The organism is Streptacidiphilus sp. MAP12-20 (assembly GCF_041262525.1).
Classification (GTDB): Bacteria; Actinomycetota; Actinomycetes; order Streptomycetales; family Streptomycetaceae; genus Streptacidiphilus.
Window position 1 is genome coordinate 25,499 of the sequence record NZ_JBGCCK010000024.1, and the last position, 16,051, is coordinate 41,549.

13 protein-coding genes and 1 pseudogene are annotated in these 16,051 nt (G+C 71.3%); 5 read left to right on the plus strand and 9 right to left on the minus strand.

Annotation, left to right across the window (positions count from 1 at the left end; genetic code table 11):
- Positions 1-7: 7 nt before the first annotated feature.
- From ABIA32_RS27190 to ABIA32_RS27200, 3 genes and pseudogenes are all read left to right on the plus strand, one after another.
- Positions 8-2,003: pseudogene (locus tag ABIA32_RS27190) on the plus strand (fructose-specific PTS transporter subunit EIIC).
- 508 nt (positions 2,004-2,511) lie between these two features.
- Complete coding sequence (locus tag ABIA32_RS27195; protein WP_370100818.1) at positions 2,512-3,471, plus strand: alpha/beta fold hydrolase; 960 nt, start codon at positions 2,512-2,514, stop codon at positions 3,469-3,471.
- A 4-nt stretch (positions 3,472-3,475) separates the two neighbouring features.
- A complete protein-coding gene (locus ABIA32_RS27200) occupies positions 3,476-5,140 on the plus strand; it encodes an MFS transporter (RefSeq protein WP_370100821.1) in 1,665 nt (554 codons plus the stop codon).
- Here ABIA32_RS27200 and infA read toward each other — a convergent pair.
- Both infA and ABIA32_RS27210 read right to left on the minus strand, forming a co-directional pair.
- Positions 5,103-5,327, minus strand: a complete 225-nt coding sequence (gene infA, locus ABIA32_RS27205; protein ID WP_370100824.1) for a translation initiation factor IF-1 — start codon at positions 5,325-5,327, stop codon at positions 5,103-5,105. The two genes, ABIA32_RS27200 and infA, sit on opposite strands and share 38 nt — an antisense overlap.
- Before the next feature lie 6 nt (positions 5,328-5,333).
- Positions 5,334-6,155 carry a GNAT family N-acetyltransferase gene (locus ABIA32_RS27210; protein WP_370100826.1) on the minus strand — a complete coding sequence of 274 codons (822 nt, stop codon included), beginning with the start codon at positions 6,153-6,155 and terminating at the stop codon, positions 5,334-5,336.
- 213 nt (positions 6,156-6,368) lie between these two features.
- Here ABIA32_RS27210 and ABIA32_RS27215 point away from each other — a divergent pair, with 213 nt between their 5' ends.
- Positions 6,369-6,869 (plus strand): HIT family protein, encoded by a 501-nt coding sequence (locus ABIA32_RS27215; protein ID WP_370100829.1) that lies wholly within the window; start codon positions 6,369-6,371, stop codon positions 6,867-6,869.
- Positions 6,870-6,970: 101 nt separating this feature from the next.
- On the opposite strand, the gene ABIA32_RS27220 is transcribed toward ABIA32_RS27215, so the two are convergent.
- The 6 genes from ABIA32_RS27220 to ABIA32_RS27245 form a co-directional block, all read right to left on the minus strand.
- Entirely contained in the window at positions 6,971-8,188 is a 1,218-nt protein-coding gene (locus ABIA32_RS27220; RefSeq protein WP_370100832.1) for a glycosyltransferase, read from the minus strand.
- A gap of 32 nt (positions 8,189-8,220) precedes the next feature.
- Positions 8,221-9,495 carry an ISL3 family transposase gene (locus ABIA32_RS27225; RefSeq protein WP_370100834.1) on the minus strand — a complete coding sequence of 425 codons (1,275 nt, stop codon included), beginning with the start codon at positions 9,493-9,495 and terminating at the stop codon, positions 8,221-8,223.
- A 536-nt stretch (positions 9,496-10,031) separates the two neighbouring features.
- The gene (locus ABIA32_RS27230; RefSeq protein ID WP_370100837.1) at positions 10,032-10,919 is read right to left on the minus strand and encodes a glycosyltransferase family 2 protein; all 888 of its coding nucleotides are present in this window, start codon (positions 10,917-10,919) and stop codon (positions 10,032-10,034) included.
- Complete coding sequence (locus ABIA32_RS27235; RefSeq protein WP_370100839.1) at positions 10,916-11,713, minus strand: CDP-alcohol phosphatidyltransferase family protein; 798 nt, start codon at positions 11,711-11,713, stop codon at positions 10,916-10,918. Before ABIA32_RS27235 ends, ABIA32_RS27230 begins: the two co-directional genes overlap by 4 nt.
- Before the next feature lie 19 nt (positions 11,714-11,732).
- Positions 11,733-12,794, minus strand: coding sequence for an iron-containing alcohol dehydrogenase family protein (locus ABIA32_RS27240; RefSeq protein WP_370100842.1), 1,062 nt, complete (start codon positions 12,792-12,794; stop codon positions 11,733-11,735).
- Positions 12,782-13,537: a sugar phosphate nucleotidyltransferase gene (locus tag ABIA32_RS27245; RefSeq protein WP_370100845.1), complete on the minus strand. Its 756-nt coding sequence runs from the start codon at positions 13,535-13,537 to the stop codon at positions 12,782-12,784. Before ABIA32_RS27245 ends, ABIA32_RS27240 begins: the two co-directional genes overlap by 13 nt.
- Before the next feature lie 181 nt (positions 13,538-13,718).
- On the opposite strand from ABIA32_RS27245, the gene idi reads away from it, so the two are divergent.
- Positions 13,719-14,285 (plus strand): isopentenyl-diphosphate Delta-isomerase, encoded by a 567-nt coding sequence (gene idi / locus ABIA32_RS27250; protein ID WP_370100848.1) that lies wholly within the window; start codon positions 13,719-13,721, stop codon positions 14,283-14,285.
- A gap of 604 nt (positions 14,286-14,889) precedes the next feature.
- Here the strand turns inward: idi and ABIA32_RS27255 are convergent.
- Complete coding sequence (locus tag ABIA32_RS27255; RefSeq protein WP_370100851.1) at positions 14,890-15,990, minus strand: calcium:proton antiporter; 1,101 nt, start codon at positions 15,988-15,990, stop codon at positions 14,890-14,892.
- Positions 15,991-16,051 lie beyond the last annotated feature (61 nt).

Genomic DNA, 16,051 nt, shown 5'->3' on the forward strand with positions numbered 1-16,051 from the left:
TCGAGCCATGAGTGACAACCAGCGCCTGACCACGCCACCTCTGGTGGATCTCTACCTTGCCCCCAGCGACAAGTCCGACGCCCTGCGCGCGATGGCCCAGCGGCTGGTCGCCGAGGCACGGGTGACCGACCTCGACGGTTTCCTCGCCGACATCGCCGCCCGCGAGGCCCAGGCCCCGACCGGTCTCGGCGACGGCATCGGCATTCCGCACTGCCGCTCCGCGCACGTCACCGCGCCCAGCGTGGTCTTCGGCCGCAGCGCCCACGGGATCGACTTCGACGCGCCGGACGGCCGCCCGGCCGACCTGGTCTTCATGATCGCCGCTCCGGACGGTGCGGACGACGCGCATCTGACCATCCTCGCCTCGCTGGCCCGTCGGCTGATGGACCCTCAGTTCACCGAGGCGTTGCGCTCGGCCACCGACCCGACCGCGGTCGCCGCACTCGTCAACGGCGAGGAGGCTCCCCCCGCGGCCGCGCCGACGACCGCGCCCGTGGTGCAGGACGCACTCCGGCTGGTCGCGGTGACCTCCTGTCCGACGGGTATCGCGCACACCTACATGGCCGCCAAGGCGCTCGAGCTCGCCGCCGAGCGGGCCGGGGCACAGATCCAGGTCGAGACGCAGGGCTCGGCCGGCTTCGAGCCGCTGCCGCCCGAGGTGATCGCCGCGGCCGACGCGGTGATCTTCGCCCACGACGTGGAGGTCCGCGACCGCGACCGGTTCGCCGGCAAGCCGCTGGTCGAGACGGGCGTGAAGGCGGGCGTCAACAAGGCCGACGAGCTCGTGGCCCGCGCGGCCGCGGCCGCCGCCGCCTCCGGAAGCGAGCGCTCGTCCGCCGCGCCGGTCGCGGCGAGCCCCGCGAAGCGGGACGACGAGCACTGGGCCAAGCGGCTGCGCACCTACCTGATGTCAGGTGTCAGCTACATGATCCCGTTCGTCGCGGCCGGCGGTCTCCTCATCGCGCTCGGCTTCGCGATCGGCGGCTACGAGATCAAGTCCGCCCCGTCCGTCGTCGGCCACTTCGACTGGACGTCCACGCAGAGCTGGGCCGCGCTGCTGTTCCAGACCGGTGCCGCCTCCTTCGGCTTCCTGGTGCCGATCCTGGCCGGGTTCATCGCCTACGCCATCGCCGACCGCGCGGCGCTCGCCGCGGGCATCGTCGGCGGCGCGGTGTCGGTCACGGTCGGGGCGGGCTTCCTCGGCGGCATCGCCGCCGGTCTGCTGGCCGGCCTGCTGGTGCGCTGGATGGGACGCTGGAAGGTTCCCAGCGCGATCGCCGGCATCATGCCGGTGGTGGTGATCCCGCTGCTCTCGGTGACGGCGATCGGCCTGCTGATGTTCGTGGTGCTGGGCTCCCCCATCGCTTCGCTGATGCACGCGCTGACCACCTGGTTGAACAGCCTCAGCGGCACCAACGCGATCCTGCTCGGCCTGCTGGTCGGCGGCATGATGGCGGTCGACATGGGCGGCCCGGTCAACAAGGTCGCCTACACCTTCGCGGCGGGCGCGCTGACGACGGCCGGCACGGTCCCGGACGCGGGCAGCCTGAAGGTCATGGCGGCGGTCATGGCGGGCGGCATGACGCCGCCGCTCGGCCTGGCCCTGGCCACGACGCTGCGCGGCAAGCTCTTCACTCGCGAGGAGCGGGAGAACGGCAAGGCCGCCTGGGTGCTTGGGCGCGTCCTTCATCACCGAGGGCGCGATCCCCTTCGCCGCAGCCGACCCGCTGCGCGTCATCCCGGCGGGCATCCTCGGCAGCATGACCGCCGGTGGCCTCTCCATGGCCTTCGGCTCCACGCTCCGCGCCCCCCATGGCGGCATCTGGGTCCTCCCGCTGATCGGTTCGCCGTTCCTCTACCTGATCTCCATCGCCGCGGGAACCGCGGTCACGGCGGTGACCGTCGTCGGCCTCAAGTCCCGCCGCCGTCTCCCGGCTGAGGCGCAGACCCCGGCCCCGACCGCCGCTCCCGCCCTTCAGGAACCCGCCACCCTGGCAGCCTGACACCACAACAGCACCGGTGCCCCGGCGTGCGACAGGCGCCGGTCGACGAGGCCGTGCAGACCCAGCGGGTCACCTGCCCGCGCCGCATCGACGGTCGCGATGATCGCGGGGCGCGCCGCGGAAGATATGGCATCAGAGTTCGTGACCGGGTCACCTGCAGTCTTGGACGAAGCCACGCCCCCCAGCGGCCGCTGGGGGCGTGGCTTCGGTGTGCGCGCCCCTCGTGGTCGAGACGCACCCCGGCCGGATCCCGTCTATCGGCCGGTCGCGCCCCGCATTCGCAGCGAAGCAGAGGGAAGCGGCTGTGCACAACCGTGCGAAGGCGAGAGGAATTCACCGGCGCGGGTGAGTTTCCGGAGGAAAGTGGGGTGGGGCGAGCGGCGGTGACGCGCCGCCCCGCTGGCGATCACTAGCGTCCGGTATGCCCCAATGCCTGGATTCGCCAGGGCTGGTTCGTCGGCGCACGACGAAGGAATGGCGGCGAACCGTCTCCACAGAAGGTATGTGCATGTCGCTCCTCGACACACGGCCCCTCACGGCCGGCTCACTGCCGTTGCCGCCCGCGGTGCAGTCCCACACCTGGAACGGCTTTCCCTGCGAGTCCCGGCTGGTGCGCACGACCGCCCCGGAGCTCCCTCCCCTGCTCATGATCGGAGGCGCGTTCCAGAGCAAGGAGAGCTGGGGACGGTTCGAGCGCCTGTTCCTGCGGCGTATGGACGTGGTCACGGTCGATCCGCCGGGCTGGGGCGCCGGGGGCGTGCTGCCGGAGCAGCACGGGGCGGATCTGCTCGCGGACGCGATCTGTCACATGCTCAGCAGGATCGGGCTGGACCGGGTCAACATCATGAGCGGGTCCTACGGCACCGCGCTCGCCTACCGGATCGCGCAGCTCCACCCTCACCGTGTCGGGCGGATGGTGCTCGTCGGGACGATGACCTCGATCCCCGAACACGCCCGGGTGGCCATGCGCCGCACCCTCGATCATCTGCGCCAGGGGCGGATGGAGGAGTTCGCCGACGAGTCGCTCGGCATCCTGATGAACGCGGAACGCCAGGACCAGGTAGTGGCGAGCACGCGCGTGCGCCGGTTCCTCCGGCGGCGGATGATCAACCTCTCCGGGACGGAACGCGCGCAGAGTCTGGCCAACACCGAGCGCCTGCTCACCCACGACATGCTGGACCCCACGCTGCCCCCGGCCGCACCGGTGCTGGCCGTGACCGGCGAGCACGACACGTTCACCACGCCCGACCGCTGCCGTCAGCTGGCGGAGACCTGCCTGGACAGCCACTTCGCCGTCGTTTCCGAGGCCGACCACATGCTGTTCCTCGAACGCATGGAGGAGACAGCGGACTTGACGACCCGCTTCCTGATGGGCAAGCCGCTGGACGGACTCGGTTACACCAAGCACGTCGAGCGGGTCCGCACTCCGCTCCGCGCACCGCTCCGCCCACCGGGCGAAGGCAGCTGAGGGCATGCGTTCAGTCCTCGACAGGAGCGCTGACGAATCCGGCGGCCTCCAGCCTGCGCCGGACTCACCGGATCGAAAGGTCCGGCCCTGGTGTGCGGCCCTCGCCGTCTGCCTCGGACTGTTCCTCCTCGGAATGGACCTCACCGTCCTCAACGTCGCCATCCCGAGCCTGCAGGCAGACCTGCGGCCCAGCATGACCCAGGTCCAGTGGATCGTCGACGCCTACGCCCTCGCCCTGGGCTCGACGGTGCTGGCCACCGGCCCGCTCGGCGACCGGTACGGCAACCGGAGGTTCTTCGTCACCGGCGTGGCCGTCTGTGCTGCGGGCTCGCTGGCCGGCGCCCTGGGGACCACTCCGGACCAGGTGATCGCGGCACGGTGTCTCATGGGTGTGGGCGCCGCGTTGCTGATGCCCGCCACCCTCTCCGTCGTCACCCAGGTCTTCACCGACCCGCTGGAACGGCGCAAGGGCATCTCCCTGTGGGCCGCGGCAGCGGGCCTTGGCGGGCTCACGGGTCCGGTGATCGGCGGCTGGCTGGTCGAGCACCACTCCTGGCGGGCCGGATTCTGGGTCAACCTTCCGATCGCCGCCGCCGCAGTGATCCTGGCCCTGCTGCTGGTGCCCCCGTCGCGGCGCGTTCCCGCAAAGGAGCCGTTCGACTTTCCCGGCATGGCGCTATCGGCAGCCGGACTGTTCGCGCTGGTATGGGCAGTCGTCGAAGCCCCCGGGCGTGGGTGGACCAGCGTGCCCGTCCTCGCGGCGACCGGCCTCTCGACGCTGCTGCTGGCCGCGTTCGTGCTGCGGGAGCGCAGCGCCCGATCCCCCATGGTGCCGCTGCGGTTCGTCGCGGATCGGGCTGTCGCCACGGCGTCGGCGTCGCTGGCGCTCACCTCGTTCGGGCTCTTCGGTTCCCTGTTCGTCCTCGCCCTCTACTTGCAGGGCAGCCTCGGCATGTCCCCGTGGGCGGCGGGAGTTCACCTGCTCCCGCTGGCGGGTGCGCTCACCGTCGGGGCCGTGCTGGCCACGCGCCTGGTCGACTGGACGAGCACCAGGGTCACGGTGACCGCCGGGCTGCTGGCGGTCACCGCCGCGTTCGTCATCGCCTCCCGCACCGGCGTGGCTTCGGGCTACCCGCGGGTCCTGGCCTTCGAGTGCGTCGTCGGAGTCGGCGCCGGCCTGGTCGCCACGGCGGCGACAGAGACGGTCATGACCGCGATCCCGGCCACCCACGCCGGACTGGCCTCGTCCCTCAACGACGCCACCCGGCAGGTCGGTTCGGCCCTCGGGGTCGCCGTCCAGGGGTCCGTCCTCGCGTCGGTCTTCACCGATCACCTCAACCGGGACCTGGCCGATCTGCCCTCCGTGATCGGCGCGGCCGTCCGCTCCGGCTCCCCCATCGCGCGCACCCTCGGCCGGGGCGCCGAGGCAGTGCCCGAAGCGCTCCGGCACCGCATCGCTGACGCAGTCCACGCCGCCTTCGTCTCGGGCTTGACCGCGGCAGCGACGCTCGCGGCGGCGACCACGGCCCTGGCCGCGGCCGTCGCCTGGTGGGGCCTCACCCGGAGCGGTGGTGTCGGCGTCCAGCCGGAGGCCGGACGCCGACACGGGTCAGGTCAGGTCACTGGCGTGACTACGTCCGGTACCGGAAAAGGATCCGGCCGCGGGTGAGGTCGTACGGGCTGATCTCCACAAGCACCCGGTCGAACGGAAGGATCTTGATGTAGTTCTTCCGGATCTTCCCGCTGATGTGCGCGAGCACCTTGTGCCCGTTCTGGAGCTCCACCTTGAAGGTGGCGTTCCGCAGGCACTCGACGACCGTGCCCTCGACTTCGATGCCTCCTGCTGTCTTTGTCATGTTCTCTCACTGCCCCGGTCGGCGACTGTGACGTCGGAGCACCAGCTCCAGGTTGCTGCTCACACGCCGGGCGCCGACGCCCTCGAACAACGCGGTCGCCGACTTGTTGGATTCGTCCACTTCGGCCGCTGCCGCTTCGACGCCGGAGTGATGCAGCGAACCCAGCACCTGGGCCAGCAGCGCCCGGGCGATGCCGCCGCGCTGCTCGTCAGCCCGGACCGCGATCAGTCCGATCCGTGGCAGCCGCGTCACCGGCGCCACCCTGACCAGGCCCACGTAGCGACCGGACCGTGCTGCCACCGCGTACTTCGACGCGTCCACCACGGTGGTCCCGTGCGGGCGGGGCAACACCTCGGCAGGCATCGTCTGCCACCCGACGGCGGCCTCGATCTCCTCGCGGATGACGCGATCCAGCGCGCGCAGAGGACCTTCCTCCGCCTCGCCGACGGGCACGATCGTCACGCCCGACGGCGGTAGCCCGGCGTCGAGCCCCGTGACCCGCGGGTCGGTGGGCACGAGGTACACCCACTCGCGGCGCCCGACCGTGAAGCCGACGCGCTCCCACCCGGCCGTCACGTCGCGGTCGGTCTCGTCGACCAGCGTGTAGAGCGGCGTCGGGAGGTCGGCCAGCATCGCCTCGGCGAGTCGGTCGAAGACCGCGCCGTGCCAGGAGTCGATGCTGAGGAAGGTCCGCCCGTCGGGCCTGCGCGAAACGTCGCCGCGGCCGACCACCTCGTCGTCGGCCAGCGCGTGCCACTGCTGTTCCGCGACCCGCGTGACCACGACCGGTTGGTCGCCCGTGCCTTCAGTGAATTTCTCAGTATTCATAGGTGTCTGCCTCTCAGGAGAGCCTTGTACTCAGGCGCTCCCGGCGACACCTACGTCAATCGCCCGACCATGAAGGGCAGGGGGGAGCACCCATGGGACACAGCGTTCACGGGTCTCACCTCCTGAAGACAGCTTCACGGTCGCCCGCGACGCTAGCAGCCGGAAGCCGTCCCGCCCAACCGCTTTTCCCACGTGCGGGTAGGGTGACCGATCGTGCTCCACGATTGGCAGAGGGACAGGATCGGCAGCGCGTTGGCGGGCAGGAACCCCACGGTGCTCCGGAGGCTCGACGCCGGCTTCGCGGTGATCGGCGACGTCCAGTTCCTGCCGGGATACTCGGTTCTCCTGGTGGACGAGCCCCATGTCGAGCGGCTGTCGGAGCTCCCTCAGGCGAAGCGGACGGCTTTCCTGGCGGACATGGATAGGCTGGGTGAGGCCGTGGAACGGGCCTGTCGCGCGCTGGATCCAGAGTTCCGGCGGGTGAATCTCGAGATTCTCGGCAACACCGACGGCTTCCTCCACGCCCATGTGTGGCCGCGATTCGAATGGGAGCATCCGGATCTGGTCGGTCGCCCGGTATGGCTCTATCCACCCGCCAACTGGCGCGATCCCGCCTGCGCGCTGGGGCAGGAGCACGACGGGTTGCGCGAGACGATCGGCCGCGAGCTCGATCTGCTGTCCGCGCGGAACGCACGTCGTCACGGCGAGACCTGACACGCGGCAGGGCCCGGCGACGATCGGTCGCCGGGCCCTGCTGTTCGGCGAGGGTCAGGCCGGTGATCCCCCACGGTTCACGCGGACGCCCACGGCCTGTCTCAGCTGACGGCGTCGATCAGGAGTTTGGCGGCCACGGACGCCCCGTCGGCGCGGAACGTGCCCGCCACGGCGGTTGCTCGGGCGCGGGTCTCGGGGCTCAGCGCCGTCCTGAGCGCGGCCGAGAGGGACTCGACGGTCGGAATGGGACCGTCATGCGCCGCGCCGATGCCCAAGTCGGCCACCCGCCCGGCGAAGTAGGGCTGATCCCCGCCCTGGGGCACCACCACCTGAGGCGCGCCCGCCCAGGTGGCCGCCGTCGTCGTGCCCGCCCCGCCGTGGTGCACGACGGCGGCCGCCCGGCGGAACAGCGCCTGATGGTTGACCTCTCCGACGACGAAGCAGTCGTCCTGATCGTCGATCAGGGCCAGATCGGCCCAGCCGCGCGAGACGACTGCGCGGCAGCCCTGCGCCCGGATCGCCTCGATGGCGACCCGGGCGACGTCCTCCGGATCGCGCATGGGAATGCTGCCGAAGCCCACGTACACCGGCGCCGTGCCCGCGTCCAGGAACGCCACCAACTCGGCGGGGAGCGGGCGTTCGTCCGGCAGGACCCAGGCGCCGGTCTGCACCACGTCGAGCTCGGCCGGCTGCTGCCACGGGGCCAGGACCGGGTCCGAGGCCAGCCACGGACGGTCGGTGAAGACGTGGTCGCGGACGTTGTCCACCGGCGGCAGGCCGATCGACTCCCGATGGGAGTTGATCGCCTCGCCGAACACCGCCTGCGCGTCCTTGGCGTCCTGCTCCCACAGCGCCCGATTGTCGGTCACGTCCGGAGGGAGCGGCTTGCCAGGCCGCGCGATCGGCGGGTGGTGCGGCGACGGCAGGGTGACCGGCTGGTAGCTCGCGTACACGTAGCGGATGCCCAGCTTCTCGGCCACCGCCTTGACACCGGCCACGGCCGGCACGACGCCGGTCGCCACCAGCACATCGGCCCCCTCGGCCGCCACGGAAACCTTGTCGTAGAACGCGGCGACCAATTCCGCCGCGCGCCGAGGCACGCCACCCGGCGTCGCCGGCGTCTTCCCGGTCACCAATTCACGCACCGACTTGCCGGTCGGCACCATTTGCACGCCGACCACGGCCAGCCGCTTCTCGAACTCCTCATCCGGAGGCGCGCACACCCGCACCTCCGCGCCAAGTTCCCGCAACCGCACAGCGAGTCCCACCAGCGGCTCGACGCCCCCGCGCGAATCATAGGCCGACAACAACACGCGCAATTCGGGCTCTCCTGTCGCTTCCGTGGGTGGGGTTATGCGGGGTGACGGCCTGGTAGGTGGGGTCGGTGGCCGCCGAGGCTGAGCATGGCGAGGGCGATCAGGGCGGTGGGGTCCTTGAAGCCGAAGGCCGTGCGGGTGATCAGGCGGATCTTGGTGTTCATGCTCTCGACGAGCCCGTTGCTCAGCCTGTGGTCGGCGGCCGCGGTGATGGCGTCCCAGTGCTTGACGATCGAGCGTTGCAGCTTGACGAAGGGCTCCAGGCGGCAGCGGCGGGCCCACGACACCCAGTTCTGGAGGGCCTCGGCGGTGCCGGGGCCAGACTTCAATGCCAGGCGGAGGGCTTCCTTGAGCAGGTAGGCGCGGTGTAGGACCGGGTGGGCCTTCGCGATGAACTCCAGTTGTGCGCGCTGGCGTTCGGTCAGGTCCTCGGGGTTCTTCCACAGCGCCCAGCGGGCCTTCTTCAGCGATTTCGAGCCCGGGGTGGTACGCCCCTTGCCGCCGCGCTCGGCGTTCCAGACCTCGCGGCGCACGCTGTCGAGGGCGTCGGTGGCCCACTGGACGACGTGGAACGGATCCATGACGCGCACCGCCTGGGGGCAGCGCTCGGCCACTACCGCCGCGATCCAGTCGGCCGCATCCGCGCTGACGTGCGTGATCCGTGCCGAACGTTCCTCGCCGAGCAGGTCGAAGAAGCCGCGCAGGGTCTGCTTGTCGCGTCCGGCCGCCGCCCACACGAGCCGGCCGCTGTCGTGATCGACGACCACGGTCAGGTACTTGTGGTGCCGCTTGTAGGAGATCTCGTCGATACCGATCCGGGCAAGGCCGGCCAGCAGATCCACACGCTGCTCGACGTCGGCCCAGACGCGGGCGCAGATGCCGCCGACCGTGCGCCAGCCGATCCTCATGAGCTGGACGACGGTGGTCTTGGAGCAGTGGGTGGCGAGCCAGGCCACGGTGTCGTCGAAGGCGAGGGTGTGGCCGGCGCCGTGGCGGGCCCAGGGCACGTGGGCGACGACGACGCCGTGCTCGGGGCAGGACACCCGTGGCGCGTCGGCCTCGATCACCGCACGTATCGTGCCCAGGTCGAGTGCCCGCCAGCGGCGGCGGCCCTCGCCGTTGTCGAACCGGGCGCACCGGCGTCGGCAGATCCCGCACCGCCGGCGGCGGCCCTTCGCCGGGCGGGCGATCACCACGATCACCACACCGGCGCCGTCGCCCCCGTCCGGGCCGGCCTCCTCGGCCTCGACCGACTCGACCACGGTCTTTTCGACTCCGAGCAGTCGAGTCCATATGCTTGCAGATCGCACGCCGTATCCAGGTTCTTCCGTTTCGTACTGTCGCAGGTCGAAACGTAGCCGGGATACGGCGTGTTCTGTGTATCAGCCCTGGTCAGCGACCCACGGAAGCGACAGGAGAGCCGCAATTCGTACTCCCCTGTTCCGCGGATATCTGACCTCAGCCGGAGATTCTGCCGCATAACCGGGGCCTTGCCGCAAGCCCGTTGGTGCGCTATATGTTGGGAGTGGAAAGGGTGATGACGCCCCGTTTTCCTTCCGCGGTGGCTTCGGTGGTGGTGTCGGCCGAGGTTGATCTGCGCGAGCTGATGCCTTGTCAGGGCTCAGTCGCAGTGGTCGAGCTGGGCGCTGGGCGGTGCCGGCGACTCTGGCCCGGCTCAGTCCCCTGGGTCGGTGAGACCGGCCTCCCAGCCCGGCACGTTCCACCGGTCGCAGGCGATCCTGTCCGCCGAGGTGTCGCAGCGGCAACTCTCCCCCGCTCGCCCGAGCAGGCAGACGGGACGAAGGCCGCGCCCCGACGGGGGCGCGGCCTTCGCGTTTCAGTTCGCTCAGATGACCGGCGGGCGGCCGAGCTTGGTCATCCGCCAGACCGTGGACCAGCGGATCGGGCGGCGCGGGCCGGCCGGTTCGCGCCAGCCGGCGGCAAAGCCGTCGAACCAGGCGCGGAGCGCCTCGCCGGAGGGGCGGCGGGCGATGGTCAGCAGCATCCAGACGCCGAGGTAGACCGGAACCAGCACGGCGGGCAGGTTGCGCCGGGCCAGCCAGACGCGGTTGCGCGCGATGTTGTGGTTGTACGTCGCGTGCCGGGACGGAAGCGTGCGCGGGTGGCGCAGCACCACGTCCGGGCGGTAGGCGATGTCCCAGCCCGCGTCGAGCGCGCGCCAGGCCAGGTCGGTCTCCTCGTGTCCGTAGAAGAACTCGCCCGGCAGCTGACCCGCCGTCGAGAACACCGCGGAGCGCACCGCGCTCGCGCCGCCCAGGAAGGTGGTCACCTTGCCGCCCCGCATCGGGTCCGAGGCGCGCAGCCGCGGCACGTGGCGACGCTGCGTCAGGCCCTCCTCGTCGGCGATGCGGAAGCTGACGATGCCGAGCTTCGGGTCCGCCGCGAACGCCTCGCGCAGCAGCAGCGCCGAGTCGTCCAGCGGCAGCAGCCCGTCGTCGTCGAGGAAGAGCACCACGTCCACGTCGCGCCCGTCCTGGCCGAAGGCGTCGATGCCGACGTTGCGGCCCCCCGGAATGCCCAGGTTCTCCGGCACCGCGACACCGCGCACGCCCTCCGGCAGCTCGGGCAGCGGCGCGCCGTTGGCGACGACGACGACCTCGACCGCCGGGCCTCGCTGCGCGGCCACCGAGTCCAGCAGCGCCTTCAGTTCGACCGGCCGGGTGCCCTGGGTGATGACGACCGCGCCGAGCTTGAGCTCGGCCGCCTCGCTCATCGCAGCCTGCTGGAGAGCACGATGCTGAGCAGGTGCAGCACCGTCTGCAGCAGCGCGATCGCGGCCAGGACGACCACCGCGAGGCGGCTGAAGAAGAGCCCGCCATGGACCGCGTCCGCGATGCCCGCCGCCAGGATGAACAGCGAGGCCTCGACGCCGCCGATCAGCCGGTGGAAATTGAGCGTCGAGGCGAGCTTGCGCGCCTTCGCGACGCCCGCCGCACGCGGCACCGACGCCGCGTCGTCCACGGCGGTGAGGCCGCGGCGGATCCGGGCGACGTCGACCAGGTCGGTCTCGGCCTTGATCAGGATCGCGCCGAGCGCGGCCAGCGTGCCGAGGAAGGCCCACAGCCAGGCGCGCGAACCGACCTGCTGGAAGACGTCGGTGGCACGCAGGCCGAAGCCGGTCAGCAGCGCCGCCTCGGAGAGGTAGTGGCCGACCCGGTCCAGGTAGACGCCGGTCGTGGAGGTCTGCTTGCGCCAGCGCGCGAGCTCGCCGTCGACGCAGTCGAGGCCGAGGTAGACCTGGATCAGCAGGGCGCCGAGCACCGCGCCCCAGATGCCGGGGATCAGCAGCGCCGCGCCGCCGAGGATGCCGGTCAGCATCATCAGCCAGGTGAGCTGGTTCGGCGTCACCGGCGCGTAGACGAGGTGTCGGGTGACCCGCGAGGAGATCCTGCGCATGTAGATGCGGCCGGCCCAGTGCTCACCGGAGCGGCGGTCCAGCAGGCCCTCCGGGTGCGCGACGGCGCGGAACTCGGCGAGCGTGGGCAGGGGGCCCTTGGCAGTCTTCACAGCGGAACCTGTCGGACGATCAGGAGCAGACGTCTTTGACATAGGAGATGTACGCGTCCCGGATGGCGGAGGGGTCGAGATCGAGGTGTTCCAGGATGGTGTAGCGGCCTGGACGGGTCTGCGGAGCATAGTGCACAGCGGCCACGAACTCGTCCTCGGTGAAGCCGATCTGTCCGGCCGTCACCGGCAGCCCGTGGTGGCGCAGCGCCTGCACCATCTGCCCCGCGACCGGGAGGTCGCCGCGCAGGTAGGTGGCGAAGGCCGCACCCAGGCCGCACTGCTCGCCGTGCTGGGCCTTGCGGGTGGGGTAGAGGATGTCGAGCGCGTGGTTGATCTCGTGGCAGGCCCCGCTGGCGGGGCGGCTGCTGCCGGCCACGCTCATCGAGATGCCGCACATGACCAGCGTCTCCGCCAGCGTGACGAGGAAGTCGTTGTCGGCGATCGTGCCCGGGTGTCGCAGCAGCGTCTCCCCCGAGGTCCGCGCCATCGCGGCGGCCAGGCCGTCCACCGACTCGCCGTTCACGCGCTGGGACAGCTCCCAGTCGGCGATCGCCGAGATCTTCGACAGCACGTCCCCGATGCCCGCGGCGACGTAGCGGGCAGGGGCCTGCCGGATGACGTCGAGATCGACGATCATGCCGATCGGGCTGGGCACGCCGTAGGAGCCGCGCCCGGCGTCGTTGTCCAGGGTGGAGACCGGCGAGCAGAGGCCGTCGTGGGCGAGGTTGGTCGCGACCGCGACGACCGGCAGGCCGACCCGGGCCGCGGAGTACTTCGCCACGTCGATGATCTTGCCGCCGCCCAGGCCCACCAGCGCGTCGTAGTGACCGCCGCCCACCTGATCGGCCAGGGTCACCGCCGCGTCGAGCGTGCCGTCCGCGACCGAGAACCAGGACGCGTCCGGCAGCTGCGGCGCGAGGCGCTGCTGCATGGCGGCCCCGGAGCCGTTGCTGACGGCGACCGCGATGCGGCCGGACGCGGCGATGCCGGGGTTGGCCAGGACCTCGCCGAGGTGGTCGAGCGCTCCGGAGCGGATGTCGACCACCAACGGCGTGGGGACCAGTCGGGTCAGTACCGGCACGCGATCTCCCTGCCCTTGGCGAGGTCCTCGTGGTTGTCGACCTCGACCCAGGACACCTCGCCGATCGGCTGGACGTCGATCCGCAGGCCGCGGTCGATCATCTCCTGGTAGCCGTCCTCGTAGTAGAGCTGCGGATCGCGCTCGTAGGTGGCCTGGAGCGCGGAGGCCAGGTCGTCGGCGGCGGAGGGGTTGATCAGCGTGACGCCGATGTACTCGCCGGTCGCGTCGGCCGGGTCCATCAGCTTGGTGATGCGGCGGGCGCCCTTGTCGGGGTCGACCGTGACCTTCATCTCCTCGTCGGCCAGCTTCTTGACCGTGTCCAGCGCGAGCAGCACGCCCGGCTGCTGACCGGCGGCGGTCATCCGCGCGTTGGCGTCGAGCAGGGTGCGCTCGACGGACGAGGGGTGGATGGTGTCGCTGTTGGCGAGGATCACGCCCTCGCGGAAGAGCTCGCGCGCGCACCAGACGGTGTAGGCGTTGTTCCAGCGCTCGGCCTTGGGGTTCTCGATCAGGTGCAGCTTGACGCCGTGGCGCTGCTCGAGCGCGGTCTTGCGCTCGCGGATCGCGTCGGCGCAGTAGCCCACGATGATCGCCACGTCGCGCATCTCGACCTCGGCGAAGTTGCGCAGGGTGATGTCGAGGATGGTGCGGTCGTCGTCCAGCGGCACCAGTGCCTTGGGCAGGGTGTCGGTGTAGGGACGAAGGCGGCTGCCCGCGCCTGCGGCCGGAACAAGGCCGATCATGTGAAATCTCCAGTGCTTGCCAGTGCTCGGTGTCCTGCGCGTTCACGGGGTCCGCCCCACCCCGCATGCAGATCATCATTGCGGACCGTGACGCCACGGGACAAGCCGCAGCCTGTTCGGGGGCCTTTTGGGGCAGACTGTACCGGGCCAGACATGGCGCGACTTACGCGAAAGGTGATTCATGACCACCACCACCGTGACGACGACGACCGAGATCCTGCTCGAACTGGTGGACGAGCAGGGCCGGACGATCGGCACGGCCGAGAAGCTCTCCGCGCACCAGGCCCCGGGCCGACTGCACCGGGCCTTCTCCGTGTTCCTCTTCGACGCGCAGGGGCGGATGCTGCTGCAGCAGCGTGCGCTCGGCAAGTACCACTCCCCCGGCGTGTGGTCGAACACCTGCTGCGGCCACCCCTACCCGGACGAGCCCCCCTTCGTCGCGGCCGCGCGCCGCACCGCGGAGGAGCTGGGCGCGGCCCCGGCCCGCCTGGAGCAGGCCGGTACGGTGACCTACGACCTGCCGGACGAGGCCTCGGGCCTGGTGGAGAAGGAGTACAACCACCTCTTCGTCGGCGTGGCCGCGTCCGAGTTCACCCCGGACCCCGACGAGGTAGCGGCGACGGCGTTCGTCACCCCGCAGGAGCTGGCCGCGCTGCGCGCGGAGAAGGCGTTCTCGGTGTGGTTCCAGACGGTTCTGGACGCGGCGCTGCCGACGGTCCGGGCCGCGTTCCCCAGCGCGGGGTGGTAGCGGGACCGGCTCTGCCGGCCAGAAGCCTGCCGGCGAGGAGCCCCGGCCGTCGTAACGGCCGGGGCTCCTCGCTACGCGGCGGCGCGGCCTGACGCCGACGGCCTTCGCGCGCCGGCGGAAGCAGCCACCTTCGCCGCCGCAGGGACCGGGACTCAGACCGACCGGCACATGGTGGGCGGAGGAAGAAGGGGGTTCCCCCGGACGGAGGCTGGGCGAGACAGCCTCCCCCAGCCTTCGGCCGGGAGGCGCCCCCTCCCCGCGACGCCGCCCAATGTGCCGATCCGTCTCAGACCAGCGGATCCGGCGGGCGGGCGTCCATCATCGAGCGCCGGTCGGCACCCCGATCCGGGTCCGGCCGACGCGCCGCTCGGCTTCAGCGGGGGCTCGGCCCTCGGCATCAGCAGGAGCGCTCTGCCCCAGAGCCTGTGTCTGAACCCGGGCCGGGCTCGGCTCTCCCCCGGCCTTCGGCCGGGAGGTGCCCCGCGGTACCGCCGCTCGCCTCCCGGCCTAAGGCAGGGGGAGGCACCAGACGACCCGAGCTATCCGGCCCGGGTACAGGCACAGGCTCTCAGCCCCCGCTTCGGTGGCTTCGGCGCTCGCCACCTCAAGGGATCACCGCGAGCACCAGGTACGCCCCCAGAATCGACAGGTGCACACCGCCCTGCAGCGGCGTGGACCGGCCCGGAACGACCGTGAGCGTACCGACGATCATCGTCAGCGCCAGCAGGACCATGTACGTCGAGTCCAGGCCGAGGACGAGCGGGCCGCTCATCCAGACAGAGGCCACCGCGACCGCGGGCACAGTCAGCCCGATGCTGGCCATCGCCGAGCCGAGGGCGAGGTTCAGGCTGGTCTGGACGCGGTCGCGACGCGCCGCGCGGACCGCCGCGATCGTCTCCGGCAGCAGCACCAGCAGCGCGATCACGACACCGACGACGGAGGCCGGCAGCCCGGCGGCCGCGACGCCCTTCTCGATCGTCGGAGACTCCACCTTCGCCAGCCCGACGACGGCGACGAGTGCCAGAGCGAGCAGTCCGAGGCTGGTCAGCGCCTCCCGGCTGGTGGGCGCTTCGGCGTGGTCGTCGGTGTCGATGACCTCCCCGGCCCGGGTCAGCGGCAGGAAGTAGTCGCGATGGCGGACGGTCTGGGTCAGTACGAAGAGGCCGTAGAGCGTCACGGACGCCACCGCGGCGAAGGCGAGCTGGCCGGCGGCGAAGCGCGGCCCCGGCGTGCTGGTGGTGAAGCGCGGCAGCACCAGGCTGAGCGTGGCCAGCGTGGCGACGGTGGCGAGCGCGGCGCCGGTGCCCTCGCTGTTGTAGACGGCGACGCGGTGGCGCAGCGCGCCGACGAGCAGGCAGACGCCCATGATGCCGTTGCAGGTGATCATCACGGCCGCGAAGACGGTGTCGCGGGCCAGCGTGGCGTTCTTCTCGCCGGCGTCGGCCATCAACGTGAGGATCAGGGCGACCTCGATCGCCGTGACGGCGACGGCCAGCACCAGCGAGCCGAAGGGCTCGCCGACCCTGTGGGCGATCACCTCGGCGTGGTGGACGGCGGCGAGCACCGCCGCCGCGAGGAAGCAGGCCACGACGGCCACCAGCACCCCGGGCAGTGAGCGCCCCCAGGTCGCGAACAGGGCGAGCAACGCCAGCACCGGTACGTAGATGGTCCATTGACGGGCAAACCGGTACAAACGATCACTCATGGCTATGAGCTTGCCACAGCCGAACACCCGGCCCCGTCATGGCGGGGCCGCGGACAGCGGG